Origin of the sequence: Bacillus cereus group sp. Sample62 (assembly GCF_036851315.1) — a bacterium.
Lineage (GTDB): Bacteria > Bacillota > Bacilli > Bacillales > Bacillaceae_G > Bacillus_A > Bacillus_A wiedmannii.
The window spans coordinates 3,081,093-3,107,320 of sequence record NZ_JAFLPK010000001.1 but is presented as its reverse complement, the minus strand read 5'-3'; the positions used below and the strand labels follow the sequence as shown (position 1 = coordinate 3,107,320).

Sequence of the window (26,228 nt, the reverse complement as noted above, 5' to 3'; positions counted from 1 at the left end):
GGTAATGGTTTCAAATAAAACAACCCAACAAGAAAAAGCTTCCACTACTGTGGAAGCTTCTCTAAATGATGTGCAATATCAATATACATATTGGAGTAAACTGAATGTATTTCATTACTTGGTGTAGCGTTAGAAGAGAAGTGGACAATGACCATATTTGCTTTCGGATCGATGTAAAGTGTTTGTCCGTAACTACCTAACACTTCAAAAGCACCTTGTTCATTGTGCGGAATCCACAATTGATTATGATAAGAAATGGAAGCTCCAGGGCCAACTGCAAGTTCACCTTCTTGGACATTTTTTATATCTTCAGTAATAGAAGAAGGGAGAATTTGTTTTCCGTTATATTCCCCGTTGTTTAATAGTAATTGCCCAAATCTAGCCATATCTCTAGCAGTTGCATTTAAGCCCGCGCTTGCTTGTTCTACTTTTGTTTCATCTGTAACGTAATACGCGTTTTCTTCCATACCAATTTGAGACCATATGCGCTCGCTAACATTTTCAGCTAATGATTTACCAGTGATCGTTCGAATAACCCAAGCGAGTGTTTCGGCTGATCCGTTATCGTAAGAAAAATCGGAACCAGGCGGTGCAGTTTCTTCTGCTTCTCGTAACATATCATAAATTTTCATCGGGCCGTCGTAGTTTTTACCGCGTGGTAAAATATTGCTAGCTAAATATAGTTGTGCATCTTGATTTTCTAACGCTGGATGTTCATATCCGTGAGTAGGATATTCTACAGAAACTTGCATGTCCAATAATTGTTGAAGTGTGGCATTACCGAACGGTGTATTTTTTAATTCTTTTATATATGCGTCAGCTGTTTTTTCTAAGTCAATACGATTTTCACCAGCGAGAGATTGTATAATTGCCCCGGTAAAGACCTTCGCTAATGACGCCATGCCATGAGGTTCACTCTCGTTATACCCGTTGAAATATCGTTCATATACAAGTTGTCCATTGTGTACCACGACAAAAGCATCCGTTTTGTTATCGTCTAAAAGTTTTTTTAGAGGAGCTGTATTTCCAAATCTACGCTCCACAGCAAAATCGTCTAAGTTTTGCAATGCGGTAGAGAAGTGGGATACTTGATCCGGGTTATTTTTCACCTCGTTAATTAAAGTGAATTCTTTCATATGTGTATACGACCAACGTAAGTAAGGATCATCTAACCAATTTTTCTTCGTCACGTTATTTTTTGATGGGATTGTTTTATTATGTTTGAAGTATGTAAAACCGAGCCCTGTAATTACAAATATAAATGTGATTATGAGTAAGAGTAGGGGAGATTTTTTAAGTTTCATATCGGTCCCTCCTTTTTATTTCTACTATTAGTATACGCGTCTATTGAAAGAAATACAAAATAAGGAAAGTAAACGGGGAAGTTTACTTTCCTTATTCATGTTAAGCGGAAACTTTTCCGTCTGTATGTTGTTTCTTGAATTTTTGTTTTCGTCCGTGTAATCCATAATAGAGTAGTAAAGTGAAAGCAACGATAATAGCTGCGATAAAATACATATTATGGTAACTCGATTTCGCTGCGATGATACCTAAAATGAAAGAACCAAAACCGAGACCACTATCAAAGAATGAGAAGTACGTAGCTGTCGCAGAACCACGTCGATGGTTTGCAGCGGCAGAGATCGCAATCGTTTGGAAACTTGGAATTAATGTTCCGTAACCTAAACCGATTAACATACCTGCGCCAAGGAACCAAAACGGAGTTTGCGCTTGGCTTAAAATGAACATCCCAATTGTGAAAATAATGATAGCTGGGTAAACAAGTACATTTTCACCGAAGCGATCAAAAATCTTTCCTGTAAATGGACGTGAAATTACAACAACGAGTGCGTATACAATAAAGAAGTAACTAGCAACTTCTCCTAAACCGATCTCTTTCGCATAAATAGGAATAAAGGATAAAATACCACTATAAGAAAAGGCTAAAACAAATCCTGTCAGAGCGATCGGAATAGAGGATGGTTCAATTAAGTCCTTCCATTTCATTTTTTCTCGTTTTTGTTTGCTCACTGGTACTTCATGCGGAATATTTACAAGTAGTCCTAATAAAAATGCAAGCAATGAAAATACGGAACAAACGATAAATAGTACAGTAAATGAAAAATGAGAAATAATTGTTAAACCTAAAAAAGGACCAATTACCATCGGCAAACTCATGAATACGCCGAAATAGGCAAGTGCTTCGCCTCGTCTATGAGCTGGCGCAACATCTGTGACAATCGTACCAGTTGCAGTGGTTGCCATACCGAACCCAATACCATGTAAGAAGCGAAGGGCAAGTAATAAAAATAAACTTTGTGCACCGAAATACATAACGGTAGCAGCTAAAAATAATGAAAGTGAAATAAATAAAATTTTCTTTCTTCCTAATTCATCGAGCCATTTTCCTGTAAATGGTCTACATAAAACAGATGAAATAAGAAAAACAGTTGCAACTAAACCAATTTCCTCAGGTTTTCCTTTTAGGCCGTCTATTACATAGACAGGCAGAGTAGTCATAAGCATATAGAATGTTAAGAAGAGAAATAGACTACTAAAACAAGTTCCGAGGAAATCCTTCGTCCAAAGTTTCTCACTTTGCATCGTCATCCCTCCAATTTAATCTAAATTTTTAATGATTTTTTGTAACACTTCAAATGCTTGATGTAAATCATCTTCGTTAATATCTTCTAGTGTTTTTTCTTCGAAAGTATCAACTTCTTCTTGCCATACCGGAATCATTTTTATCGCTGTTTCTGATAAAGAAATGAGCTTCTCACGACGATCTTTTCCTTCTGTACGAATAATCCAGCCCATCGTTTCCATACGTGTTAACGTACGAGTCATCGTTGGTGATTCAACATTTAAATACTGACATAATTCTGTTTGTGTACAAGAACCGGTTTGATTAATGCGGAAAATAACAGCCCATTGCGCACTGAATAGTCCAGTTGGAGATACGCGTTCATTAAATTTCTTTGTGAATTTTCGAGAAGTCTGGCTGACAATGTGGAAAAAATGTTGTTTTTCGTCCATGTATTTTGATCCTTTCAAATTAGTTACCTAGCTAACTATATACTTTTTTATTATAATTGTCTAGTAATAGACATGTTGAGTTATGTAAAAATTTCGTATAGGCTTTATGTTGAGAACGTACATTCTGTATGTTATTCTTTAAGTAAGTAAAGAATTTTCTTTCTATTAAATAGAATGGGGGAACTTGTGATGATTAAGCCTGCAACAATGGAGTTTGTTTCACTATCGAACGGAGAAACGATTGCGTATCAGGAAGTTGGAAGGCAAAATACAGAAATTCTTGTACTCATTCACGGGAACATGACATCGTCACAACACTGGGATTTAGTTATTGAAAAGCTACAAGATCGATACCATATTTACGCTCTTGATTTAAGAGGATTTGGCCAATCAACATATAATCAATCGGTAGATTCATTACAAGACTTTGCGGTTGATGTAAAACTATTTATCGATCAATTAAAACTAGAGAAATTTTCATTAATGGGCTGGTCAATGGGCGGTGGTGTTGCGATGCAATTTACAGCGGATCATCCAACGTTTGTCGAAAAGTTAATTTTAGTAGAATCAGTAGGCATGAAGGGATATCCAATTTTTAAAAAAGATATTAACGGGCAGCCAATCGTATCAAGTTTAGTAAAGACGAAAGAAGAAATCGCACAAGATCCCGTACAAATTGCTCCAGTGCTAGATGCGATAAAAAATATGAATAAATTATATTACCGTACAGTATGGAATCTATTAATATATACACATAATCAACCGGAACCGGATCGTTATGAAAAGTATTTAGACGATATGTTGACGCAGCGTAATTTCGTAGATGTGAATTATGCGCTCATTACATTTAACATTTCGGATGAACATAACGGGGTTATAGAGGGAAATAAGAAAATTCATCATATTAAAGCTCCGACACTTGTTATACAAGGTGACAGAGATTACGTCGTACCGCAAGTAGTCGGTGAGGAGTTAGCGAAACATTTGCCGAATGCAGAATTGAAAGTGTTAGAGGATTGCGGTCATTCGCCGTTTATTGATTGTTTAGATGTATTTATAAAACATGTTGAGGATTGGTTAGAATAGAAAGAATCCCCGAAATGAGAAGTGTTGCATATACTATAACATTTGTATGTAAAAGGGGAGAGAGTCAATGCATAAACCATCCTTAATCGCTTATTCACCATATAATCATCATATATATACAAAAATAATGATAACTCCGATGTATATGCAAGTTTCACCAGCTGTAGTTCCTTTACAAATGCAATACCCGCAGCCACCAATAGCTCATGCACAGCACTACTTATATGGACCATCATTTTATGAAAATCCATATTTCAAGCACTTTCATTACAATGTGAAAGCACAAGTTTGGGAAGGATAAGAAGCTAAAAGGTTCATTCTTTTAGCTTCTTCTTATTGCGAATATTCGTACACGCATTTGCAGAAACAGTTTATAATGAGAAGTGGACAGCGTGAGAAGGAGAGGGAAGAGGATGTCAATGCGTTTTACATTTTGGATTATGGTTGGGATTGTAGCAATCTCGGGTTTGTCACAAGGTATGCTCTTACCGGCCATTGCAATGATTTTTGAACAAGAAGGGGTTAGTTCAAGTATTAACGGTATTCATGCGACGGCATTATACATTGGGATATTAGTTATTTCACCGTTTCTTGAAAAACCGATGCAAAAGTTTGGAATGAAGCCAATTATCGTTATTGGTGGGTTTCTCGTTATTATTTCATTATTCTTCTTTACACAAACTTTTTCATTTTGGGTATGGTTTATCCTTAGATTTCTAGTTGGAGTCGGAGATCATATGCTTCATGTCGGAACGCAAACATGGATTACGACAACATCAGACCCAAGTAAAATAGGTAGACAAGTATCGATATACGGTGTATTCTTCGGAATTGGTTTTGCTGTCGGTCCGTATTTAGCAAGCACTGTACAGTACGGTCTTGCAACGCCATTTATTATATCTACGATACTTTGTTTAATAGGTTGGCTCCTATTACTTCCAACGAAAAATGCATTCCCAGCGCAAGATGAAAGAGAAGTGAAGAGCGAATCATCATTTTCTCGTTATAAACAAGTTGTTGGATTAGGATGGATTGCGTTACTTGGTCCACTTGCATATGGCGTACTCGAAGCAATGTTAAATAGTAACTTACCAGTATACGCGCTTCGTAAAGGATGGTCTGTTTCAGAAGTATCCTTCTTATTACCAGCATTTGCAGTTGGGGGCATTATTACACAAATTCCGCTCGGCATATTAAGTGATAAATATGGAAGAGACCGTATTTTAACGTGGACGTTCAGCATAAGTACGGGCATTTTCTTGCTGGCAGCCGTATTTGATCAATATTACTGGATCGTCTTTGCCTGCATGCTGTTAGCTGGTATGGTCATTGGATCGTGTTTCTCTTTAGGGCTTGGATTTATGACAGATTTATTACCGAGACACTTACTACCAGCAGGTAATATATTATCTGGAATTGCCTTTAGTTTAGGAAGTATACTGGGACCTGTATTAGGAGGCGTATTTATAGAAAAAATACAGTATACAAGCTTTTTTATTGCGGTTATGATTATAATAGGAATTCTTGCAATGGTATATATGATCTACATGAAGAATCAATTCGCATCAAGAAAAATAGAAAGTAGGTTAGGGCATGACAAAACAACCTAATAAGAAAAAATTTGAAGTACTCGAAAACGAAACAATTACAGACTGCTTAGCACGTATGGAACAAGAAGGCTATGCACCGTCTCGTCGTATGGAAGAGCCAATCTTTCATGAAGTGAAGAAAGACGGCAAAACAGAAGTTGAACCGTGCGGTAGAAAAATTGTTTTTGAGGGGAAATTGAAGTAATAAGTTATATAAAAAGAATTTACTTTGGGGTACAAGCAAGGTGAAACATATAGCCACATAAGAAAACGCTGTTGATTCCAATATCAATAGCGTTTTTATTGTTACAAAATATATAGATCAAAATGAATTTCTGCTTGAATGAAACTAGCAAAATTAATAATCTCTTTTTGTAAATACATTGCGGGTGATTCGTTATTCTCCACTTGAATCACTACCATAAAAAGAAACTGTAAATCATATTTCTCTTTAAGTTGTTTTAATTGTTCTGTTTTTCCTTCAAGGGATTTTAGAATAACATGCAACTGATTATTTATATCGTATGATTCTTGATATCCAGTGCTTAAAGTCCAATCCGTTTCTTTTCTGTATATGACTTTGGTGGATACAAGATTTGGATTATCATGCCTTGCAACAACATCCCCTTTTTTATAAGTCCTTGTAGGCTCGATACTAATTGCTTCAACAGGGAATGCATCACCCGTTACACTAAAATAAGCCATAACTTTGGTTTTATCCAGAACGGTTCCTCCTCTATTATTAAGATGTTATTTTTATTACATTATAAAAATTTACGAATGTAAATGAAATTTTTTATCCCGCTATTTGTGAGCAGTAAAAATTCTATCTCAAAATCAGCGAATGCGAGGAAGTTAGGAGGGAGCTAACAGTTCATAAACATCCCATTGGCTGGGGAATAATCAGTGGGATTTTGGCGTTGGGACATAAATGATAAAGCTAAATATATATACCTTTGTAGGAAAGAACAATGATACAAAAGTAGGATGATTAAAAATATATTTATTTGTATGATAAAAACAAAATATATTTTCAAAATCAGAATGTAGGGGAGGGATACATAATGATACAAAGCATATATGAAACTCATTTACATGTAAGAAATTTAGAAAAGGCAATAGATTTCTATCAAAATAAGTTAGGCTTAACAGTAGCAAAAAAATTATCGAAAAGACGAGTTGCATTCTTTTGGGTAGGAGAAAGTAAAGAGCAAATGCTCGGGTTATGGGAAGTACATAGTAATGAAAATTTTGAGACGAAACACTTCGCTTTTCGCGTAGATTTAGAGTTTTTAAAGACTTCTAAATTGTGGTTAGAGAAGCGTGGAATAGAGGTAGTAGGGAGTCAGGGGAAAGGAAATGAAGAGCCGATCGTTCAAAGGTGGATACCAGCTGCAAGCGTATATTTTCTAGATTGTGATGGAAATAAATTAGAGTTTATTTCTATGCTATATGATGATCCAGATGAATTAGAATATGCAACGTATTTAAGTGAATGGGATGCGGAGTATCAAGAAAAATAAAGTTTAATCAGTGGGAGTTTAATAGATTTATATTATGCAAAATAGATAGGAACAAAATAAAATCCCTCAAGAATAAGAGTGTTCTTGAAGGATTTTAGTATGCTTTACATATTTTATATGGCTTGTAACGTATTAACGATCTTCAGTTTTAGATATTTCAGCGCGTTGAATATAACCATCAGAGAAGCTGAAATAAAGAGAATAGCTTCCTCGATTATATATAAAGCCTTCACTAGTCATATCCGCTCCAATTTCATCTGGTTCACCAAACCACTCTTTTAATTCATTGATAGTGATGTCCATTTTTACCCATATATATCTAGCGTCCGAAGGGTACATGTCAATATTATAATCTCCGTATACTGCTGTATTAGGTGCATCACATTCTGTACATGGTGCTTGCTTTAAAACATCAGGCGCTCCATATTCTTTTTTTACCTCAGATATATCTTTACCCAGTGCATTTAATTTAAATGGACCAAACGTCCCATTCTGTAAAGCTGTTGTTAACATTTGTTTCAGTTCTTCTTTTGAATTAATGTTGAAATTATAAGATCTGTTCTTTGCTATTGCATTATAGAAAAATTGTGCATACTGCTCACGCTTCACAATCATGTTTCCATTAAAATTACCTGACTCGTCACCTTGTGCTATACGGTTACTACGCACTGCATTTACAGCTTCATAGGCCCAATGACCTTTTGGTACATCTTTAAATTTCTCTTGTCCTTTTGATTCTAAATGAAATGCTTTTTGTAGTATTACTGCCATTTCATATCGAGTTAATACATCATCTGGACGAAATGTACCTGATCCATCACCTGTCATAATTCCAGCTTGCGCAATGGCTTTAATATCCTTTTCAAACATATGATTTGTAATGTCACTAAACATATTCGCCTGTTTATCGTCTGCTATTAAGCCTAAATGTCGATTGACTAAAGAAGCTACCTGTCCTCTAGTAACATTGTCTCCAAAACCAAATTTCCCATTTCCGTATCCCTTATAAATTCCTGCTGACGCTAAGTAATCGATAGCATCTTTTGACCAGTGGTCCTTTGGTACATCTGTAAATACAGTGTTCGCATTGCTAGCTACTTTATAGCTATTCGTAGTTGTTTGTGCGTTTGCTGTGCCTACCATCATTGTAGTTGCTAGTGCTGCGGTGATTACGAATCCGAAAATTTTTTTAGCTTTGCTTGTTTTTTTGCTCATTTGAGAAAGCCTCCCCAGTTTCATTTAACTTTATTATACGTATTACACATATACATCGTAATTGTAACATATAAATAGTGATTATTTGACATTAATTTCCGTAATGTGGATAAAAATTCATCTTTATTTAATAATGGTAGATACAGTAAAACGTTCTATTTTCCAATCTGTGATAGAAAACAGAACGTATATTTGGTATAATTGAAATATACTATATGAAACGATGTACATGAGTTTGTGATTTATGAAAAAAGGTAAGTAATACATAATAATAATAACTACGCTATAGTGTTCAGTTCATGTTATACAAATCAATCGTTAGAGAGGAAAAGAAGTATGAATCAAATTTCATTCGAAGATTTATTTGAAGAAGAAAACAAACCAGAAAAGGTGGAGGTAGCTAATATACCAGAGCCTTTATCGCCATTACAAAAAGATATATTGGAATTAGTGGATTCTGAGGAAATAAGTGCGTTTGAGCTATGTGAACAATTAATACGATCTGGCAAAATATCAGATGAAAGATTCACAACTAATAAGCCGAAAGCATATGGGCAAGTATGCTTACTATTAGAAGGTTTTGTTAAGGAAGGAAAGCTTATCTTTGTCAAAAGTGATGAGAAAAGAGATAGGGTTTATAAATTGAATGAAGAAGTTTCTAACATATAAGTTGTCCACAGGTAAATAAATGTTTTCTAAGAAGAGAGTTCAGTAGTCAAAGAAAAAGGGGGTATCAATCAAGAAAGATTGATACCTCCTTTTTCTTTTTTAACATCTTACATACTTACGTTTGAAACCAAGTCTTCCTCTATCAAGTTCTTTCTGAATACTTTCGGAAGCATTTAGCAAACTGCTTTTTTTGTTGTCACGTTTAATTTCTACTATACCAACTTCTTTTGCAATCTCAACTGCCTTTTCGTGTAGTGGCACATATGAAATTGCTACAGTGTTTAGAAAATTATTCATAGCGGATTTAGTTCGTTCTGGTGAATCATGGATCGTATTTTTTACCATTTCAAGCATAGTAGAAATTTTGCTTTCAGAAAACTCATTGTCTTTGCGATTTCCTAAAAGCCAGCAGTAGCAACTCCAGCCCGCTGACATTCGTAGCTCGTCTCCACTTGCAATCCATTTATCAGCAACATCTTGTGCAATATTTGATTCTGATAAAGTTACTGCCACCACATAATCGGACAACATATAAAAATATGCTCCGTCGATCCAGCGATCAAAATTAGACTCACTCATAGCTTTCGGATCCGCAATAATACCTGCAAAGTACATAGCATCGTAGTTGCCTGTCGCATAAAGTTCTTCAGCTAATTCTTGATTTAATTTTATTTTTTTAGCGATTGGTTTCATAGCACCTGTGGCTACGCCGAAAACTGGCTCGTGCGCACCGTTAGATATGTATATTTTTTTCGTTCTTTCTTTGCCTAAGGCCTCAAGCTCTTGCATAACTGTTTTAAAATCCAAAGCTGTGCACATCCTTCCTTCATATAAAAATCATTTTAATTGCGAGCATCTAGTTTAAATTTTTTATCATGTTTTCCATACTTCCTAATTTTAAATCTTATGTGAGTAGGATGTCTACTTTCTATAATTTATCGATAATTCAGTTAGTAATTTTGAAAGTCTAGCTATCTATAATTGTAAGTGTACTATATGAAAGTAGACGGGAAGGAAATACAGAAGTATAGCTTTTTACATAGATTGTTGGGATGAAAATAATATTTTACCTTTGGCTCTTTCTCGGTATTATCATGTTATTATTTGGTAAGGAGATAAATGGAATTTAAAGTTAAATATGTGAGGTTGGTTATAAATGATAAAGAAATTTACGAGAGTAATATTAACTGCAGTTATGCCAATTGGTATTATTGCGGGTTGTGGAACTGCTGAAAAAACTGAAGAAAAAGAGCCGAAAGCGGTACAATCGGAGAAAAAGGACTATACGGATTACTCGTATGGAAGCAAAGGTATATTAGTAAGCGGCAAAGCGAAAGAACGTCAACAATACGAGGTTGGATATATGGATGACAATAAGTTAATTGGAATTGATGAAAATATTGAGGATTGTATTATTTTAGATAATAAAGATGAAGCAGGTCTCGTTTGGAAACAAATAGAGCGTGGATCTATTATTGAAGTGCAGTATGGTAAGGACCGCAGCGATATCGTAGGCGTACAATTTGTAGGAGATCGTGAGCCATACGAAATTAGTGATAAGTTTGATCGGAATACGATAAACGAGATTGTCGAAAACGTTAAAGGGAATTTGTAATAGAAGTATTTCGCTAGTATATAATCTATTATAATGAAGAAAATCAGTAAAAGGTATCCTAATCTATTTTTTGAGGAATAGTAGTGTGAAGGGGATAAGTGCTTTTGACGGCGATTGCAATTGGTTATAAAATAATGTCTGTTAAGGGATTTTATAGAAACTATAATTTACCTGCTGGGGATAAAATGAAAGTATTTATAAAAGGGTGGAATAAACGTAGTTTTATACATACATAGTAGATTCATAGTCTTTCACTAATGAGAAAATAAAGGGAGGTTGAGACACCTACACGAACAGTGTAGGTGTCGATTACAGCAATGAATAAAATCATAAAAAAAAGAGTAATGGCGCTATCAACAAGTCTAGTAATTTTAGGGAGTGCACCTTTATCAACATCAGCAGAAGAGATAAACAAATCTCATACTGACCAAATTAGTATTGCCAAAGGGGAACGTGGAACGAGCGGATTAAGTTATTCTAATTTCAATCTAGAAACTCCAGATCACATGCAAATTAACGAAGCGGAAGTATCAGAGAATGAGAAAATTCTTTTAGAAGAATATAAACATAAACATGATGAAACAGAAGAGTTACATAAAATGAAAGAAGCCAAAACAGGTCAAGTAGCAGAAGATGAAGCTATTTCAAACATTGAAAAGGCATTTGAACATGTAGACGGTCGAAATGATGGTTCTACTCGCGAAATGAAGCCGGTTGAAAAGCCAAGAGCTATTCAATATAGTGCATCGATGACTACAAAGAAATATGGAACACTTGCAGGTGTCCCGTTTGTAGAGTGGATTGTTCCAGCAGGAAACCCCGATATTCGTCCTGCCAATCCGATGAAAGCACGATATATTACAATTCACGAGACTGCAAACACAGCTCGTGGTGCGAATGCTGAAAATCATGCGAAATATTTGTATAAACAAGCAACGGAAGGTACATTCCGAACAGCTTCATGGCATTTTACTGTGGACGACAAACAAATCTATCAGCACTTACCAACAAACGAAAATGGTTGGCATGCAGGAGATGGGGATGGCTCAGGAAATAGAGAGTCTATCGGCATCGAAATTTCAGTTAACCAAGATGGAGATTACAATAAAGCGTTAGAGAATGCAAAGCGACTTGCAGGTTATTTAATGAACAAAGAAGGAATTAGCGCGGATCACATTTATAGGCATCAACAATGGAGCGGAAAAAACTGTCCTGATATTTTAATTTCTCGTGGAAATTGGACTGGCTTCGTACAAGGTATTCAATGGTATGCAAATGTTAACGCACAAATTGACTCGCCTTTAAAAGAAAGAAACGAGCTATTTGATTCAAATGAATATAATCCAGCTGAACCTAATATGGAGCTTGTAGTGAATGGTGACGGGATAAACGTACGTAGCGGTGCAGGGCTTGAACATCAAACCGTTCGTAAAGCTGCAAATGGAGACCGTTATAAAGTGTTAGCGGTTAAAAACGGTTGGTATAAAGTAGGTAACGATGAGTGGATTTTCTATAACCCAAGTTGGATTAAGATAAACTATAATGTGCTAAATAAAGAAGTACAAAAACCAAAAGATGATATTACAGGTGGCTGGTTTGAAGGACATATTCGTAAGCTGAACAGTCTAGGTATTATGCACGGCGAAGGTAATGGTGTATTTGCGCCTTATCGTAATGTAACGAGAGCTGAGTTTGCGACATTAATCTCAAACGCTCTAAAGCTACCAGAAGGAAATAAGTCATTTGTAGATATTAACAAAGCGCATCCATCACTTCATAGCGGTATTAAACGTAGTGCAAGTGCAGGAATTATTAGCGGTCGTGGCGGAGGGATTTTTGATCCTAACGCATCCATCACTCGTGAAGAAGCATCTATCATGATTGATAACGCATTACAGTATAAAGGTGTTACAGGTAAATTAGTCGCATTACCATTTACAGATCAACATTTAATCACATACAAACAGCCTGTTCAACGATTATACAGTTTAAAAGTAGTTACTGGTGTTGGAAATAATGAGTTTAATCCTAAAGGTACAACAACTCGTGGTGAGGCAGCTGCCTTTTTAGTGAAGATGCTGGACTCTATGCAGAAATAAATGAATGGTATGTAGAAATTTGTAATGATGCAAAAAATAATAATAAGGATTTTAAAGGAGCTATCCAAAATGAGGATTTGGAACAGCTCCTTTTTATTTTAACTACTATCAAGCCCCTTCCAAGCCCCTTATAAGCACCTACCAAGTAATAAATCACTAAGAAAAAACAAAACAAAACAAAAACAACTACAAGAATAAAAAGCGCGAAAAAAATAAAATCGTCGTTGTAGTAGTTAAAAAAATTTGGAATTCAAATGCAAAAACCACCCCCGCATTCCTATATGTATATTGAAGGATTGAAATCTGCCTTTTTATCCCGCATTAACTGCCCGTAAAAGCACGATTGGTTCAACTAATAATCAGTGGGGGAGGAACAAGACCCCCACTGATTAAAGTTTCACTTTATGAATGCAAGGAGGAGGTAAACATATGGCGGTGTACCGTAATGTGCAAGTGAACTTTTGGCAAGATGAATTCATATTAGATTTAACGCCAGAGGAGCGTTATTTTTACATATATTTGTTAACTGGTACGAAAACGAAGCAGTGTGGAATTTACGTATTACCGAAGCGTGTGGCAGAACTGGAAACAGGATACAGTATGGAAACTGTTGAGAAGCTGTTAAATAGATTTGTTGCATACGGAAAGATTTTATACGATGCGGAAACGAAAGAGTTATACATAGTAAATTGGCTACACTACAACCCTATTTTAAATACGAATGTAGAGAAGTGTGTGTTACGTGAATTAAAGAATGTGAAAAATAAAGAGTTCATACATATGTTTTTACGTAAATGTCTTGAAGAAGAATGGAAGATTCCATTGTTATTGCAGCATTTTGGTATGCCAATAGAAGAGGATACTAGTAGTTTACAAGAAGTTATTGAAGAGAAAGAAGTAGAAGAGGTAGAAAGTATAGAAGAGGCCGCTCCACATAGTGAAGTTTATAAGTTTTATGAACAACATATTAGTAGTTTATCCCTATATATCGTAAAGGAATTGAAGGAGTGGATACAAAAGGTTTCAGGAGAGACAGTATTAGAAGCTCTTAAAATTGCGCTTGAACATAATAAGCGAACGCTTGCTTATGTGAAGGGGATTTTGAGGGATTGGTGTAAGAAAGAAAGCTGGAATTTGAGTGAAGGAAAGGAAGGAGTATTCAGTTTACATGATCCATAGCATGAGCAAGGAAGGATTTTTTCTTTTCTAAAAGGTTCTATCAAAATAGAAGCGAATAGTTTGAGAAAGGAGGGGGTTAAAATGGAAGTCGTTATAAAGAAGAAACGAACTAGAGGTAAGAGAATTTTTATTTGGTCTAGTAGTATCGTTCTTTTGTTAGTTATTTGTACAGCGATTTTTTTGAACATATATACGCTTAGTTCTGTACCAAAGATAGATGGAACGATAAAGCTAGAGGATTTACAACATGCTGTTGCGGTGAAACGAGATAGTAAAGGTGTACCGCATATTAAAGCGGAAAATGCACATGATTTATATTTTTCGCAAGGGTATGTACAAGCGCAAGATCGTTTGTTTCAAATGGATTTAAGTAGAAGGCAAGCTTCTGGGATGTTGAGTGAAGTTGTAGGGGGAGCAGCTGTTGATCGAGATAAGTTGTTTCGAACGCTCGGTTTACGGCGAGCAGCGGAAGCGTCTGTTAGTCAATATGACGGGGAAGCGAAATATGCCCTGCAGTCATTTGCTGATGGGGTGAACGCTTTTATACGCGAGGCGAAAGAGGAAAAGAAATTGCCAGTTGAGTTTACTATATTAGGATATGAGCCTGCTGAGTGGTCAATTGTGGATTCTTTAACGATTGGAAAGTATATGGCGTTTGATTTAGGAGGACATTGGCATGGACAGGCGTTTCGATATTGGGCGCTGAAAAATTTACCGAAAGAGCAAGCAAATGAGCTATTTCCTACATATCCGAAAGATGCACCTAGATTGCTAGCTGAACTGAAAAATACAAATGTGGACGTAGCGCAAAGTTTTGCAAAAACGATCATTCCGCCAGAGTTTAACGGTAGCAATAACTGGGTCATAAGCGGTGAGAAGAGTGCGTCTGGTAAGCCAGTTTTAGCAGATGATCCTCATTTATCTCTTGCGACGCCTTCTATTTGGTATCAATCAAAACTTGAAATGAAAGAGTTGAATGTGAGTGGCGTTATTTTCGCTGGAGTACCGGGTATTATATTAGGACACAATGACAAAATAGCATGGGGTGTTACGAATACAGGTCCTGATGTACAAGATTTATATATTGAGAAACGAAATCCTAATAATGAAAATGAATTTTTGTATAACGATAAGTGGGAAAAAGCTACAATTGTTGATGAATCTATTAAAGTAAAAGGCGGGAAAACAATTCCGTATAACGTGACGATTACGAGGCATGGTCCAGTCATTTCAGAGTTTGCGGATAAGGGGAAAGAGAAAACGAAAACAGTATTCGCTTTGAAATGGACTGCTTTGGAGCCTTCTGCTGAATTAAAGGCTGTATTAAATATGAATAAAGCGAAAGATTGGAATGAGTTTGAAACGGCACTTCAAGATTTTCATACACCGACTCAAAACTTTGTATTTGCATCAAATGACGGCACAATTGCGTATAAAGCGAATGGAAATATACCAGTGCGTAAAAAAGGTGATGGGAGTTTGCCAGTGCCAGGGTGGACAGATGAATATGAATGGGAAGGGTATATCCCATATGATCAACTTCCAAAAGTAATAAATCCAAAACAAGGGTTTATTTCTACTGCGAATAATAAAATTGTGGATGATCATTATCCATACCATATTAGTAATACGTGGGCACAGCCATATAGGCAAATGCGTATTCAAGAATTTTTACAAGAGAAAGAAAAGTATACGGTGAAAGATTTAGAAGAGTTACAGATGGATCAAAAAAATTTATACGGGAAAGAATTTATTCCTATATTGTTAAAAGAGTTAAATAAAGCATCTTTAAATGAAGTAGAAAAAGAAGGCGTAAAACAATTAACAAAGTGGAATTTTTACGATAGTAAAGATGAAGCGGCACCATTAATATTCCATTTGTTAATGAAAGAGATTTCGAATACGCTATTTTCAAAAGAAATACCGAAAGATGTGATGGAGTTATTTGAAGGGAAGTCACAAGTTGTTGATGAATTGATTCGAAAAGAAGTAGCAGGAGAAAATAGCGCTTGGTTTACGAAGTACGGAGGCTTCACGAAAGTTGTGCATACATCGTACGAGAATGTAATGAAGAAATTACAGAAGGAATATGGACCCGATGTTGCGGAGTGGAAGTGGGGCGATTACCATCAACTGGCTTTTACACATCCAATTTCAAAATCATCTAGTATGTTAGCACTACTTGCATTTAATCGTGAAAAACCCGTTCCAATTGGCGGAAGCCAAGTTACCGTTCAAGCAGCGAGTTACGGAGATAACGGTATTGTCAATCACGGAGCTTCTTGGCGATTTGTGATTGATACGAAAGATATGTCAAACGGTTATCATATCGTAGGGCCAGGGCAATCGGGACATTTTAGAAGCGATTGGTATCATGATCAAATCGATGATTGGGTAAATGGAACGTATCATACGACTACATTGAATACGGAGGGGGTAGAGGGGAGAGTGTTAAATTTAGAGCCGAAGTGATAATATTTCCACTGATGAAAACTTATAGACTAGAACATAACCCAGTTCTTAAATAATTTTAAAAGCCTACTATCAGTTAAAATGATAGTAGGCTTTTGTATTTTAGAGGATAAGCTTCAATAATTTTATTATGACAAAATAGTAAGTGTTTTAACATTTACTTATACGATAACGGGCCTTATTTACTCTGTTACAAAAGAAACCACACAAAGTGTTCTTTTTCTTTGTTACTCCTTTTTATACACCGCAAAATATTTTGTTATTCAATAATTCCAATTTCTAGAGCCTTTTGAACAGCTTCTTCTTTGTTACGGACTCCTAGCTTTGTATAAGCTGTGGAAGCATAATTTCTGACCGTACCATTCGATAAATATAACCTTGATGCTATGGTAGTGTATCGAAGTCCTTTTGCTACTAGCTGCAATATTTCAATCTCCCTAGCTGTTAGCTCATAAGCGGTTGCTTTTGAATGTGGTGTCTCTTTTTGCTCATCAAACTTCTTAAATATTTTGTGAGACATTCCCTGATCAATCAGTGTCCCACCTTTGTGAATAAGTCGGATCGTATTAGCTAGCTCCAATGTTTCAATAGATTTGAGTAAAAAACCATCTGCACCGTTGCGAAGTGATTCCAACGCCTGTTCGGTATCCTGAAACGTTGTAAAAATCAATATGCGGATATGTGGCCATTGTTGCTTAATCTTTTTGGTTGCTTCGACTCCATCCATGTGCTGCATATCTAAATCCATAAGTATAACATGTGGTTGAAGGTGCCCACACAAATCGATGGCTTGATTGCCACCCTCAGCTAAACCGACTACATTTAAATCTTCATATCTATCGAGTAGTGTCCTCAAACTTTCCCGAACAAATGGCTGATCGTCTACAATTAACAAACGAATAAGTCCATCTTTTATTTCAGTTTGTCGTGGTATGGTACAAGTAACAAGCATACCTTCATCTGGCTTTGTATATACAGACAATTGACCTTGCAAATTCATTGTCCGCTCTTTCATCGCATTCATACCAAAGCCTTCCTGCCATTCTACATTTCCTTTTCCATTATCTTGAACTTCTAACCTCGTATATTGTTGTTCAAACTGCAATGAAACTATAATTTCAGTCCCTTGACCATGACGTACTGCATTCGTAAGGGACTCTTGTAAGCAACGAATGAATGCGATCTTCGCTTGCCGAGACAATTGATATTCCTCTCCGAATGTCCTAAAACTTACATTTACCTGAGCGTGCTCCTGAAATTCGGCTCCAAGATTTTGTAGAGATTGAATCAAGGAAGACGATTGACACGGAGAATCCATTTGATGTAGGTAACCTCTCACATCCTCAATACTTTTACGTCCCATTTCAAGCAGAGAATCTAGCCTCTGTATACCCATTTCAGTAGCAAGTTCGGTGCGCAACGTTTCCATCCCCATAATAATAGAAGTATAAGCGTGACCAACTGTATCATGAAGCTCATTCGATAGTCTGTTTCGTTCCTCTGCCAGTGTAATGCGTTCGATCTGAGACATATACTGCTCAAGTACTGCGTTTTGTTTACGAATTGCTTCATTTTGCTTATGATTGACGATTAATAAATGAAAGGCGAACCCCATTACATAAGCGAATCCATAATAGATGACCATAACCCAATAGCTATTACTTGGCGCAACTGCATAGAAAATTCCAGTTGTTATAAAAACTGTTGTTGGAGCTGTCCAATAATAGGACAAATGCTTACTATTTGCTGCAATAAGAAACACTGATATAAGAAAAATATTGTAAGCCTCTGGAAATAAAGAGGTTAAATATATACATAGTCCACCATAAAGCAATATTTCTGTGAATAAATAATATTTATAATTGAATAGTAAGGCTACCCATGGAACAGAGAAGGCAATAATTTCCCAAAGAATAATAATCCAAAGTGGTAATGTTAAACCATCCTGAAAATTTAATGTAGCTAGAATGATAGACACACTAGCAAGTAGACGGATTCCTAACATAATCCAATCATACCAAAACCAATATTTAACCATATCAAACAAGTCATTTACCCCCTAAATAGCCTACCGTTTTACTTCCTATATTATAATTTAATCCTTCCTGCCTTATTATACTTTTTATTTTTAAACTGCGATACTACTCACAGACTGCAAATTTCTATTGATTTAGTTGCCGAATCATACTACGTGTATAGCCTCCAATTTTCTTTGTCAAACCATCTACTATTCTAATACTTATGGCGGTAAATACTATACCTATAATCATTACAAAGAGTGACTTGGAAAAAGTATCTATCTGTATGAATATAATGTTCATTTCGATGTATCGATATAGTAGTGGTGCCAACAGCAACATAAGTGGCATTACATAAAAAATGGTTGCACTAATGAGACTAATAATGCCAATCGCAAATTTCTGCATTAACCAATAGACAGCAGACCAAGTACGACGATCTGTAAGCACTAATTTCGCCTGAGCCCAGTTCGATGTATCCATTGTTATACTTCTATCGTAAGAGTCGGTCGAAATATCTGTATAGATTTTCGTCTGTATGCGCTCGAATTGGATAAAGGGTGTGGTAGTCTGTAGTACACGCATAATTAATGGAATTCCAACAACAGTAAATGAAAGGGTTAAACTAAATAGCAGAGCTATTAGATAAAAACAAAAATAAAACAATCCTGTAACGAAAGTTAGCAATAAAAAATAACCATTCTGTATGAATCTTGATTTCATAAAGTTCATCGCTCCTATCTATGTAATAACCGAATCATACTGCTTTTTTTGTCATTCTCACTAGTGTAAAAGTGTCATATGACAGTTCTAAATGATGTTAAAAAGGGGAGAGCAGCCTACTTCTGGTTAAAAAAGATGCTTATATTAATTACCATAAAACAATCCCGTTCTTGCAGATGCAAGAACGGGATTGTTTTGTACTTTTATTTAATATGAGATGGACTTGTTTTTCGAATATGAAAAATAATATCAAATTGCTCAAGCAATGACTTATCAAAGTATGCCGATTCGTTCGGGAAGATTTGTCCCCCTATACTTAGTAATGGTCTTTTTGATTTAACCCATTTCTCTGCTTGTCCTTTAAGGTGACGGTTATCCAATAAAAACATGCTATATGGTACTTTCCCGAGAGTATAATTAAAACTATTTACATTTTGTGGAATCGTATCCGTTGTAATCTTACCCCCGGTGGAAGGATCATATTCGCTGTATAAGGTGAAATTCCCCTCCGTAGTTGTACTACCAATTGTGACATAATTATTGTCTAAACGTTCCTTCAAAAACTGCCCCGCAACATAAGGGTATAATTTCTCGTCGATAATTCCTTTAGCTATATGAATATTGTGTCCCCATACCATCGTTTTACCACCCAATGTCTCTTGTGCCCACATTGCATGATCGGCCAAGTATTGTTCATGTAGCTTTATCATACTTGGATAGTCGTTAGGGAGTAGCATTGTAGTAAATTTCTCTATTGCACTTGCCGTTGCTTTCGCCCAGATGTACTCGGGTGAAACTATTTCTGTGTTGGCTTGCTTATTCTCATCTTTTAGTAATCGGACTACTTTCTCAGCGTTTGCTTTAAACTTCTCTTTCCTTTCAGGAGCAAGTTTCATATATTCCTGTATACTTCCAGTAAAAGCCGACAATTCTTTATAATTTTCTTCTAATTCTGCCAGCAAATCTGGTCGATGCAGCCTTACATAATCAATTACTTTATTAAAGCAACCTTGGTCCAACTCCTTTAAGTCGAGCCCAATAAATTGGATCTTTTTTTTATTGGATGGATCAGCATTATAATCTTTCATCCACTCAATCATGGCTATAATTTCATCAGTAGGATATAACAAGTTTAAAAAATCCCTAGGGTTTCCTTTTCCTGTTTGGATATATTCATTTAGCTTTAAGCCATTTCCCCAATCTTCTTCCATTGTGAAATTTGTAAAACCCATCTCAGTAACCAAATATTTCACAAGGCGAAACTTCATAGTGAAAATTTCAGAGCTTCCATGAGTATTCTCTCCTAATGCTACATATTGTGCGCTCCCAATCATTTTCTTAAGTGGTTTTAAATCCTCAAATGTTTTTGATGGCTCTATCGTTTTTAATGGGTAAGCCTGTGATTGTATTGATTTAACTATATTTTTTTGGACTGATTGACCTGAATTTTCGACTGCTACTGTTTGAGCGTTTCCTACCTCCACACATCCTGTGACTAATAAAGCTGTACTAACCATTGCAATCATTCTTTTCTTATTCATCTTTGCCACCTCAATTGAATTATTTTTAAAAGCAAGATTGATTCATGTACTTGCACGAATCAATTGCCTTAATTCAATTGTTATCTATTCTATATCATATTTTCTAGTTACATATTGTCATGAGGTTAAATTGACACCAGTCATAGGTTAATCATTACATTTTTGTACTATCGGCTATGACAACTTATAAATAATAATTACATTGATGAGTCGCAAGTAAGACTAGATTATGAGTTTGGGAGGGATTTTAAAGATGAATGATCTGTATGCCAAAATATTTTTATTCTAAGTTGTGTCCGTGGAAATGACAAGAAGTAAATTCGATAAACAAGTGAATTGAAGGGGAAGGGCGGATTACAATGATATTACACGCAAAATCGTTCCACAATAAAGATAAAATCCAACGTGCTAAAATAGGACTTCAACTCTTTCTAAGTATCTTAACAATTACTTCTATTATCCTAAATGTAGTAGTAATGGTTACTAAAAGTATGCCGCTTATTGTGGTATATATGTTTACCCCAGCATTTTCTTCTATTTTGACTCGCATAATATTGAAAGAAGGATTTAAAGATGTATCTTTTAGTCTCGGTAACTTAAAGATATGGAAGGGGATTGGTCTTGCTCTGTTAATACCTATGATAATATGTGGAATTACTTATTCTATCGCCTGGTTGAGCGGAATTGCGAAGTTTCAGCATCCCGAAGGTGGTATGTTAGAACCAATCTACAATATACTTGGACTTCAGTATCTACAGGAACCATTCACTTTCATTTATCTAGTAGTATTGAGCGGCATTTTAGGAAGTTTGCTTAACTTAATCCCAGTTTTGGGAGAAGAAATGGGTTGGCGAGGTTATATGCTCACAAGGCTAGTCGATGCAGAGTTTTCACGGCCCATCCTTATTAGTGGATTGATTTGGGCAACGTGGCATGTTCCAATTGTTATTGCTGGTCTATATGTAGAGGGATCATCTGTCCTACTTTCAGTGCTTGGCATCTATTTTTGTATTGTGCCATTCAGTTATATTACAGCTTATTTACGACTTATCACAGGTAGCGTTTGGCCTTCGGTTATCATCCATACCACTTGGAATGCCATTATACAAGGACCTTTCGCACGTGCAAGTACAGGATATCAAACTGAGATTTGGATTGGAGAATCTGGCTTGATAACCGCTATTATTATCTTAATTACTGCAATAATTACGTCTCGAATAGTGAATTTTACCAAATATCATAATTAGACGGATGTTATATACAAATATAATGGGGGTGCGATCATGAGTGTTCAAAGATATGAAAGTAATACAAACAAAAAACGAATATAGATAAAATTTTTTTGATACATTTATGAGTATAAAAATTTATTTATACGAAAAAACAGATTCGGTTAGGTTATCAGAAAAAATTCAATAACTTCAATTGTGAAAAGATAAAAAAGGAGCGGAAATACGCTCCTTTTTTATTTATCTTACTATTTTTAGGAGGTTAATATGAATAAGGTATTGATAAAAAGTGAATAGCATTTTTATTGATGAAATTTCATTAAATATTCTTGTGGAATATATATGAAACGTTGTATAAAATAATCAAGAAAGCCAAAAATTATAGGGGGAAAGTTGTGAAGAAAAATAAGAGTTTAGTAAGTTTTTTAGGAGTGTGTATGATGTTGTTTTCTTTTTGTTTCCAAGGAAATATACAGGCAGATGTGAATACTGTTCAATCAGGAAAGATAAAGTCAGGAAACGTAACGGTATGGGAAGTTGGAAATGTATCGAAAGTGTTAGCTGATGTGAATCGCTTAAATTTAAATACAGTAAATGTACCGATTCAAGTTGATATTCCGAACGTGACTTCTACGAACATGGTAATTAATCAAGCACAAAAGAAACAGGCTATTATTTTAATTCAAGAATTATTAAAGCGTAATATTCAAGTTATTGTGGAACCGTTCCCGTATATTCAGCAAGGAAATGTTGGGGAAACGGAATGGAATCCGAGTAATATTAATGATTTCTTCTGGAATTGGAAAACGGTTATTCTACAAGACATCTTTCATTCAATTACAAGTAAATACAATGTGTACGGGCTCAAGATTGCTTCTAATTTTGTGAATATGGAATATGCAGAAGGATATTGGAGCGATACGATTGATTTCGTCCGTCAGCAGTATAAAGGAAATGTTTTGTATCAAATGAATTGGTGGTTAACAGCAAGCTTTGATCCTTCTTATGAAGCGAAGTTTAAAGAGAAAATCAATCGTCCGTATTTAAAAAAGGTGGATATTGTAAGTATTGATAGTTGGTTTGAAGTTTCAGGAAAAAGAAATCCAACATACGAAGAAGTAAAGCAAAGTTTATTTGCGACGACAGTGTATAATCGTGGGCAAAATGTTGTGCAGCAGTTGGAACAATTACATAATGCAACAGGAAAACCAGTTTATTTTGGTGGATTTAACGTTCCGGCGCGAGAGCTTGGATTACAAAATCCGTGGAATCCAGATGTTTCAAATGTGTTTTCAAAAGATATACAATTAAACGGATGGCGTGCTTACCGAGATGTATTAGAAACGAAACCGTATTTTAAAGGTTTTTCAATTTGGTTTATTGGCTCCCATAATAGTACGCATGCGTATCAAATACATAGTAAAGAAGCAGAGGCAGTTATTAACGGCTGGTACCGAAAATAATTTTTATTAAATAGGTAAGTTTTGAATTTTACTACATATATTTCTAGTGAAAGGCCTTTCACCATCTTATCACCTAGGGGGCAATCAGAATGAAATTTTTGTCTTACCTTACAGTAATTTTGGTGATTCTTGGCGGTTTGAATTGGTTATTTGTAGCGTTAGATTACAATGTAGTTGAGAAATGGTTTGGTTCTATGCCGGCGCTTGTGGACACTATTTATTGGCTCTTTGGTCTTTCTGCTATTTATCAAATTTTTGATCGGTTCTTTACGAACAATTAGCTATCATTCTTTTACTACTAGAGTGTTAAGTGCGATTATGTACTTAACACTTTTTTGTATGTTTATAAAAAATAGTTTGCACATGCAAGCGATTCCATTGCGTCTTGCGCCGTAATAATAGAAAACAAATTGACCACGTATTATATTTTAGGTTATAATTCAGAAAGTTTAAAAAAAATAAAAATAAGAAATAGGGAGGTTATCAGGGTGATGGAGAGAGTATATAATTTTTCAGCTGGACCATCAATACTCCCTTTGCCAGTTTTAGAGAAAGTGCAAAAGGAGCTTGTAAATTATAACGGGACAGGCATGTCTATTATGGAAATGAGTCATCGATCTTCTTATTTTCAAAGTATTATAGATGAAGCGAGTAACCTACTTCGTGAATTAATGAACATTCCTGATGAGTATGAAGTACTGTTTTTACAAGGCGGTGCGTCATTACAATTCTCTATGATACCGTTAAATGTAATGAATACGTATAAAAAAGCAGGGTACGTATTAACTGGCTCATGGTCTAAAAAGGCGATGCAAGAAGCTGCAAAAGTAGGGGAAGTACAAGTGCTTGCTTCTTCTGAAAAAGAGAAGTTTACTACAATTCCTAAACTGGATGGTTTACCAAATGATGAAAAACTAGATTATATACATATTACAACGAACAATACAATTGGGGGTACGAAATATGTGGACATTCCACATTTAGATAAAGTACCGCTCGTTGCGGATATGTCCTCAAATATTTTATCAGAACAATATGATGTTTCGAAGTTTGGCCTTATATATGCGGGAGCGCAAAAGAATTTAGGGCCAGCGGGCTTAACGATTGCTATTATAAAAAGAGATTTAATTGGGGGAGCAGATCGCTCTTGTCCTACGATGTTAAACTATGAAACTTACAGCAAAAATAACTCCTTATATAATACACCGCCATCCTTTAGTATTTACGTAACGAAACTTGTACTAGAGTGGTTGAAAGAGCAAGGCGGGGTATCTGCGATTGAAGAACAGAATAGAATGAAATCTTCACTTCTTTACAATTTCTTAGATGAATCAAAATTGTTTACTTCACCAGTTGATCCTACGTATCGATCACTTATGAATATTCCGTTTACAACACCGTCAGAAGAGCTGAACAATGAGTTTTTACAAAAAGCGAAAGAACGCGGCCTTGTTACGTTAAAAGGACATCGCTCAGTCGGTGGTATGCGTGCAAGTATTTACAATGCGATGCCAGTACACGGTGTACAGCAATTAGTAAATTATATGAAGGAATTTGAGCTTGAGAATAGATAGGGAGATGGGGATATGTTTCGTGTTCAAACGTTAAATCAAATTGCGGAAAAAGGTTTACAAGTACTTGACGGAGAGCGTTATGAAGTAGGGGATAGAATGGACCATCCAGATGGTATTTTACTTCGCAGCTATTCTTTACATCAAGAGGATTTTTCAAAAGACTTAAAGGCGATTGCAAGAGCTGGTGCTGGTGTAAATAATATTCCTGTCGAGCGATGTACAGAAAAAGGGATTGTAGTATTTAATACACCAGGAGCGAATGCCAATGCAGTAAAGGAACTTATTATCGCCAGCCTTATTATGTCTTCACGTAACATTATTAACGGTGTAAGCTGGACGAAAAATTTAGAAGGTGAAGAAGTACCGCAGCTTGTTGAATCAGGAAAAAAACAATTCGTTGGATCAGAAATTGCAGGGAAACGTCTAGGTGTAATTGGCCTTGGCGCAATCGGTGCTTTAGTTGCGAACGATGCGTTAGCTTTAGGGATGGACGTTGTCGGATACGATCCTTACATTTCAGTTGAAACTGCATGGCGTCTTTCTACACATGTGCAAAGAGCATTTAGTTTAGATGAAATTTTCGCAACATGTGATTATATTACACTTCATATTCCTCTTACGAATCAAACGAAGGGAATTATTGGTGAACACGCTGTAGAGAAGATGAAAAAAGGTATGCGTTTATTCAATTTCTCTAGAGGAGAACTTGTAGATGAAAATGTTCTTCAAAAAGCGTTAGAAGAAGATGTTATTGCGCATTACGTAACAGACTTCCCGAATGAAAATGTGATAAAGATGAAAAATGTAACAGCGACGCCTCACCTTGGTGCATCTACATCTGAATCGGAAGAAAATTGTGCGATCATGGCAGCGCGCCAATTACGTGAATATTTAGAGACAGGAAATATTCGTAATTCAGTAAACTATCCAAAAGTCGAACTCCCTTATATCGGAAAGAAACGTATTACAATCATGCATCAAAACGTTCCGAACATGGTAGGACAAATTACAGGATGTTTAGCAGAACATCATATTAATATTGCGGATATGATTAATCGTAGTAAACATTCTTGGGCATACACAATGATTGATATTGATAACGGAATTGATGATATAATAAAAGAGAATATAGTGGAAAATATAAGCAAAATTACAGGTGTTGTAGCCGTTCGAATGATTGTGTAAAGGAGTGAGGAA

Annotated in this window: 25 protein-coding genes; 16 read left to right on the top strand and 9 right to left on the bottom strand. The window is 35.7% G+C overall.

What is annotated here, in order from left to right:
* Positions 1-44 precede the first annotated feature (44 nt).
* The 3 genes from J0835_RS15770 to J0835_RS15760 form a co-directional block, all read right to left on the bottom strand.
* Positions 45-1,304, bottom strand: coding sequence for a serine hydrolase domain-containing protein (locus tag J0835_RS15770; RefSeq protein ID WP_087981232.1), 1,260 nt, complete (start codon positions 1,302-1,304; stop codon positions 45-47).
* A 100-nt stretch (positions 1,305-1,404) separates the two neighbouring features.
* Positions 1,405-2,604 (bottom strand): MFS transporter, encoded by a 1,200-nt coding sequence (locus J0835_RS15765; RefSeq protein WP_087981231.1) that lies wholly within the window; start codon positions 2,602-2,604, stop codon positions 1,405-1,407.
* Positions 2,605-2,619: 15 nt separating this feature from the next.
* Positions 2,620-3,036, bottom strand: coding sequence for a MarR family winged helix-turn-helix transcriptional regulator (locus J0835_RS15760; protein ID WP_064475837.1), 417 nt, complete (start codon positions 3,034-3,036; stop codon positions 2,620-2,622).
* Between the two features lie 174 nt (positions 3,037-3,210).
* Between J0835_RS15760 and phaZ the strand changes: the two genes are divergently transcribed.
* From phaZ to J0835_RS15740, 4 genes are all read left to right on the top strand, one after another.
* The gene (phaZ, locus tag J0835_RS15755; protein WP_140386834.1) at positions 3,211-4,122 is read left to right on the top strand and encodes an intracellular short-chain-length polyhydroxyalkanoate depolymerase; all 912 of its coding nucleotides are present in this window, start codon (positions 3,211-3,213) and stop codon (positions 4,120-4,122) included.
* A 67-nt stretch (positions 4,123-4,189) separates the two neighbouring features.
* Positions 4,190-4,423: a hypothetical protein gene (locus J0835_RS15750; RefSeq protein WP_087981229.1), complete on the top strand. Its 234-nt coding sequence runs from the start codon at positions 4,190-4,192 to the stop codon at positions 4,421-4,423.
* A 112-nt stretch (positions 4,424-4,535) separates the two neighbouring features.
* The gene (locus J0835_RS15745; RefSeq protein ID WP_060631545.1) at positions 4,536-5,732 is read left to right on the top strand and encodes an MFS transporter; all 1,197 of its coding nucleotides are present in this window, start codon (positions 4,536-4,538) and stop codon (positions 5,730-5,732) included.
* Entirely contained in the window at positions 5,716-5,916 is a 201-nt protein-coding gene (locus tag J0835_RS15740) for an NETI motif-containing protein (protein WP_000166302.1), read from the top strand. The genes J0835_RS15745 and J0835_RS15740 overlap by 17 nt, the downstream gene beginning before the upstream one ends.
* Positions 5,917-6,017: 101 nt before the next feature.
* On the opposite strand, the gene J0835_RS15735 is transcribed toward J0835_RS15740, so the two are convergent.
* Positions 6,018-6,416 (bottom strand): DUF4279 domain-containing protein, encoded by a 399-nt coding sequence (locus tag J0835_RS15735; protein WP_087981228.1) that lies wholly within the window; start codon positions 6,414-6,416, stop codon positions 6,018-6,020.
* Positions 6,417-6,775: 359 nt separating this feature from the next.
* Between J0835_RS15735 and J0835_RS15730 the strand changes: the two genes are divergently transcribed.
* Positions 6,776-7,234 (top strand): VOC family protein, encoded by a 459-nt coding sequence (locus tag J0835_RS15730; protein ID WP_087981227.1) that lies wholly within the window; start codon positions 6,776-6,778, stop codon positions 7,232-7,234.
* 132 nt (positions 7,235-7,366) lie between these two features.
* Here J0835_RS15730 and J0835_RS15725 read toward each other — a convergent pair whose 3' ends face one another.
* On the bottom strand, positions 7,367-8,449 hold the full coding sequence (locus J0835_RS15725) for an S-layer homology domain-containing protein (RefSeq protein WP_087981226.1): 1,083 nt from the start codon (positions 8,447-8,449) through the stop codon (positions 7,367-7,369).
* Positions 8,450-8,785: 336 nt separating this feature from the next.
* Here J0835_RS15725 and J0835_RS15720 point away from each other — a divergent pair, with 336 nt between their 5' ends.
* On the top strand, positions 8,786-9,118 hold the full coding sequence (locus J0835_RS15720; protein WP_087981225.1) for a DUF3895 domain-containing protein: 333 nt from the start codon (positions 8,786-8,788) through the stop codon (positions 9,116-9,118).
* A 99-nt stretch (positions 9,119-9,217) separates the two neighbouring features.
* Here J0835_RS15720 and J0835_RS15715 read toward each other — a convergent pair whose 3' ends face one another.
* The gene (locus tag J0835_RS15715; RefSeq protein ID WP_087981224.1) at positions 9,218-9,925 is read right to left on the bottom strand and encodes a DNA alkylation repair protein; all 708 of its coding nucleotides are present in this window, start codon (positions 9,923-9,925) and stop codon (positions 9,218-9,220) included.
* Between the two features lie 349 nt (positions 9,926-10,274).
* Between J0835_RS15715 and J0835_RS15710 the strand changes: the two genes are divergently transcribed.
* The 5 genes from J0835_RS15710 (at position 10,275) to J0835_RS15690 (ending at position 16,483) form a co-directional block, all read left to right on the top strand.
* On the top strand, positions 10,275-10,733 hold the full coding sequence (locus J0835_RS15710; RefSeq protein WP_087981223.1) for a hypothetical protein: 459 nt from the start codon (positions 10,275-10,277) through the stop codon (positions 10,731-10,733).
* A 104-nt stretch (positions 10,734-10,837) separates the two neighbouring features.
* Complete coding sequence (locus J0835_RS15705; RefSeq protein ID WP_254913094.1) at positions 10,838-10,969, top strand: hypothetical protein; 132 nt, start codon at positions 10,838-10,840, stop codon at positions 10,967-10,969.
* Positions 10,970-11,050: 81 nt separating this feature from the next.
* A complete protein-coding gene (locus J0835_RS15700; protein WP_087981564.1) occupies positions 11,051-12,832 on the top strand; it encodes an S-layer homology domain-containing protein in 1,782 nt (593 codons plus the stop codon).
* A 429-nt stretch (positions 12,833-13,261) separates the two neighbouring features.
* Positions 13,262-14,011: a DnaD domain-containing protein gene (locus J0835_RS15695; protein ID WP_087981222.1), complete on the top strand. Its 750-nt coding sequence runs from the start codon at positions 13,262-13,264 to the stop codon at positions 14,009-14,011.
* 81 nt (positions 14,012-14,092) lie between these two features.
* Positions 14,093-16,483, top strand: a complete 2,391-nt coding sequence (locus J0835_RS15690) for a penicillin acylase family protein (RefSeq protein WP_087981221.1) — start codon at positions 14,093-14,095, stop codon at positions 16,481-16,483.
* 259 nt (positions 16,484-16,742) lie between these two features.
* Here J0835_RS15690 and J0835_RS15685 read toward each other — a convergent pair whose 3' ends face one another.
* The 3 genes from J0835_RS15685 to J0835_RS15675 form a co-directional block, all read right to left on the bottom strand.
* Complete coding sequence (locus tag J0835_RS15685; protein WP_087981220.1) at positions 16,743-18,530, bottom strand: helix-turn-helix transcriptional regulator; 1,788 nt, start codon at positions 18,528-18,530, stop codon at positions 16,743-16,745.
* A gap of 115 nt (positions 18,531-18,645) precedes the next feature.
* Entirely contained in the window at positions 18,646-19,224 is a 579-nt protein-coding gene (locus J0835_RS15680; RefSeq protein WP_087981219.1) for a sensor domain-containing protein, read from the bottom strand.
* Positions 19,225-19,427: 203 nt separating this feature from the next.
* Positions 19,428-20,765, bottom strand: a complete 1,338-nt coding sequence (locus J0835_RS15675; protein ID WP_087981218.1) for an erythromycin esterase family protein — start codon at positions 20,763-20,765, stop codon at positions 19,428-19,430.
* Positions 20,766-21,124: 359 nt separating this feature from the next.
* Here J0835_RS15675 and J0835_RS15670 point away from each other — a divergent pair, with 359 nt between their 5' ends.
* The 5 genes from J0835_RS15670 (at position 21,125) to J0835_RS15650 (ending at position 26,216) form a co-directional block, all read left to right on the top strand.
* On the top strand, positions 21,125-22,012 hold the full coding sequence (locus J0835_RS15670; protein WP_087981217.1) for a CPBP family intramembrane glutamic endopeptidase: 888 nt from the start codon (positions 21,125-21,127) through the stop codon (positions 22,010-22,012).
* A gap of 377 nt (positions 22,013-22,389) precedes the next feature.
* Complete coding sequence (locus J0835_RS15665; RefSeq protein WP_140386833.1) at positions 22,390-23,457, top strand: glycoside hydrolase family 113; 1,068 nt, start codon at positions 22,390-22,392, stop codon at positions 23,455-23,457.
* An 89-nt stretch (positions 23,458-23,546) separates the two neighbouring features.
* The gene (locus J0835_RS15660) at positions 23,547-23,738 is read left to right on the top strand and encodes a DUF378 domain-containing protein (RefSeq protein ID WP_000670802.1); all 192 of its coding nucleotides are present in this window, start codon (positions 23,547-23,549) and stop codon (positions 23,736-23,738) included.
* Positions 23,739-23,948: 210 nt separating this feature from the next.
* Positions 23,949-25,031, top strand: coding sequence for a 3-phosphoserine/phosphohydroxythreonine transaminase (gene serC, locus J0835_RS15655; RefSeq protein WP_333728186.1), 1,083 nt, complete (start codon positions 23,949-23,951; stop codon positions 25,029-25,031).
* A gap of 12 nt (positions 25,032-25,043) precedes the next feature.
* Positions 25,044-26,216 carry a 3-phosphoglycerate dehydrogenase family protein gene (locus J0835_RS15650; protein WP_087981215.1) on the top strand — a complete coding sequence of 391 codons (1,173 nt, stop codon included), beginning with the start codon at positions 25,044-25,046 and terminating at the stop codon, positions 26,214-26,216.
* Positions 26,217-26,228 lie beyond the last annotated feature (12 nt).

Bases quoted from the DNA above. Each gene is read 5' to 3' on its own strand.
- J0835_RS15745 (WP_060631545.1), top strand. From the start codon at position 4,536: ATGTCAATGCGTTTTACATTTTGGATTATGGTTGGGATTGTAGCAATC.
- J0835_RS15700 (WP_087981564.1), top strand. From the start codon at position 11,051: ATGAATAAAATCATAAAAAAAAGAGTAATGGCGCTATCAACAAGTCTA.
- serC (WP_333728186.1), top strand. From the start codon at position 23,949: ATGGAGAGAGTATATAATTTTTCAGCTGGACCATCAATACTCCCTTTG.
- J0835_RS15735 (WP_087981228.1), bottom strand. From the start codon at position 6,416: ATGGCTTATTTTAGTGTAACGGGTGATGCATTCCCTGTTGAAGCAATT.
- J0835_RS15690 (WP_087981221.1), top strand. From the start codon at position 14,093: ATGGAAGTCGTTATAAAGAAGAAACGAACTAGAGGTAAGAGAATTTTT.
- J0835_RS15675 (WP_087981218.1), bottom strand. From the start codon at position 20,765: ATGAATAAGAAAAGAATGATTGCAATGGTTAGTACAGCTTTATTAGTC.
- J0835_RS15730 (WP_087981227.1), top strand. From the start codon at position 6,776: ATGATACAAAGCATATATGAAACTCATTTACATGTAAGAAATTTAGAA.
- J0835_RS15650 (WP_087981215.1), top strand. From the start codon at position 25,044: ATGTTTCGTGTTCAAACGTTAAATCAAATTGCGGAAAAAGGTTTACAA.
- J0835_RS15720 (WP_087981225.1), top strand. From the start codon at position 8,786: ATGAATCAAATTTCATTCGAAGATTTATTTGAAGAAGAAAACAAACCA.
- J0835_RS15710 (WP_087981223.1), top strand. From the start codon at position 10,275: ATGATAAAGAAATTTACGAGAGTAATATTAACTGCAGTTATGCCAATT.
- J0835_RS15725 (WP_087981226.1), bottom strand. From the start codon at position 8,449: ATGAGCAAAAAAACAAGCAAAGCTAAAAAAATTTTCGGATTCGTAATC.
- J0835_RS15765 (WP_087981231.1), bottom strand. From the start codon at position 2,604: ATGCAAAGTGAGAAACTTTGGACGAAGGATTTCCTCGGAACTTGTTTT.
- J0835_RS15695 (WP_087981222.1), top strand. From the start codon at position 13,262: ATGGCGGTGTACCGTAATGTGCAAGTGAACTTTTGGCAAGATGAATTC.
- J0835_RS15670 (WP_087981217.1), top strand. From the start codon at position 21,125: ATGATATTACACGCAAAATCGTTCCACAATAAAGATAAAATCCAACGT.
- J0835_RS15680 (WP_087981219.1), bottom strand. From the start codon at position 19,224: ATGAAATCAAGATTCATACAGAATGGTTATTTTTTATTGCTAACTTTC.
- J0835_RS15660 (WP_000670802.1), top strand. From the start codon at position 23,547: ATGAAATTTTTGTCTTACCTTACAGTAATTTTGGTGATTCTTGGCGGT.
- phaZ (WP_140386834.1), top strand. From the start codon at position 3,211: ATGGGGGAACTTGTGATGATTAAGCCTGCAACAATGGAGTTTGTTTCA.
- J0835_RS15740 (WP_000166302.1), top strand. From the start codon at position 5,716: ATGACAAAACAACCTAATAAGAAAAAATTTGAAGTACTCGAAAACGAA.
- J0835_RS15770 (WP_087981232.1), bottom strand. From the start codon at position 1,304: ATGAAACTTAAAAAATCTCCCCTACTCTTACTCATAATCACATTTATA.
- J0835_RS15750 (WP_087981229.1), top strand. From the start codon at position 4,190: ATGCATAAACCATCCTTAATCGCTTATTCACCATATAATCATCATATA.
- J0835_RS15760 (WP_064475837.1), bottom strand. From the start codon at position 3,036: ATGGACGAAAAACAACATTTTTTCCACATTGTCAGCCAGACTTCTCGA.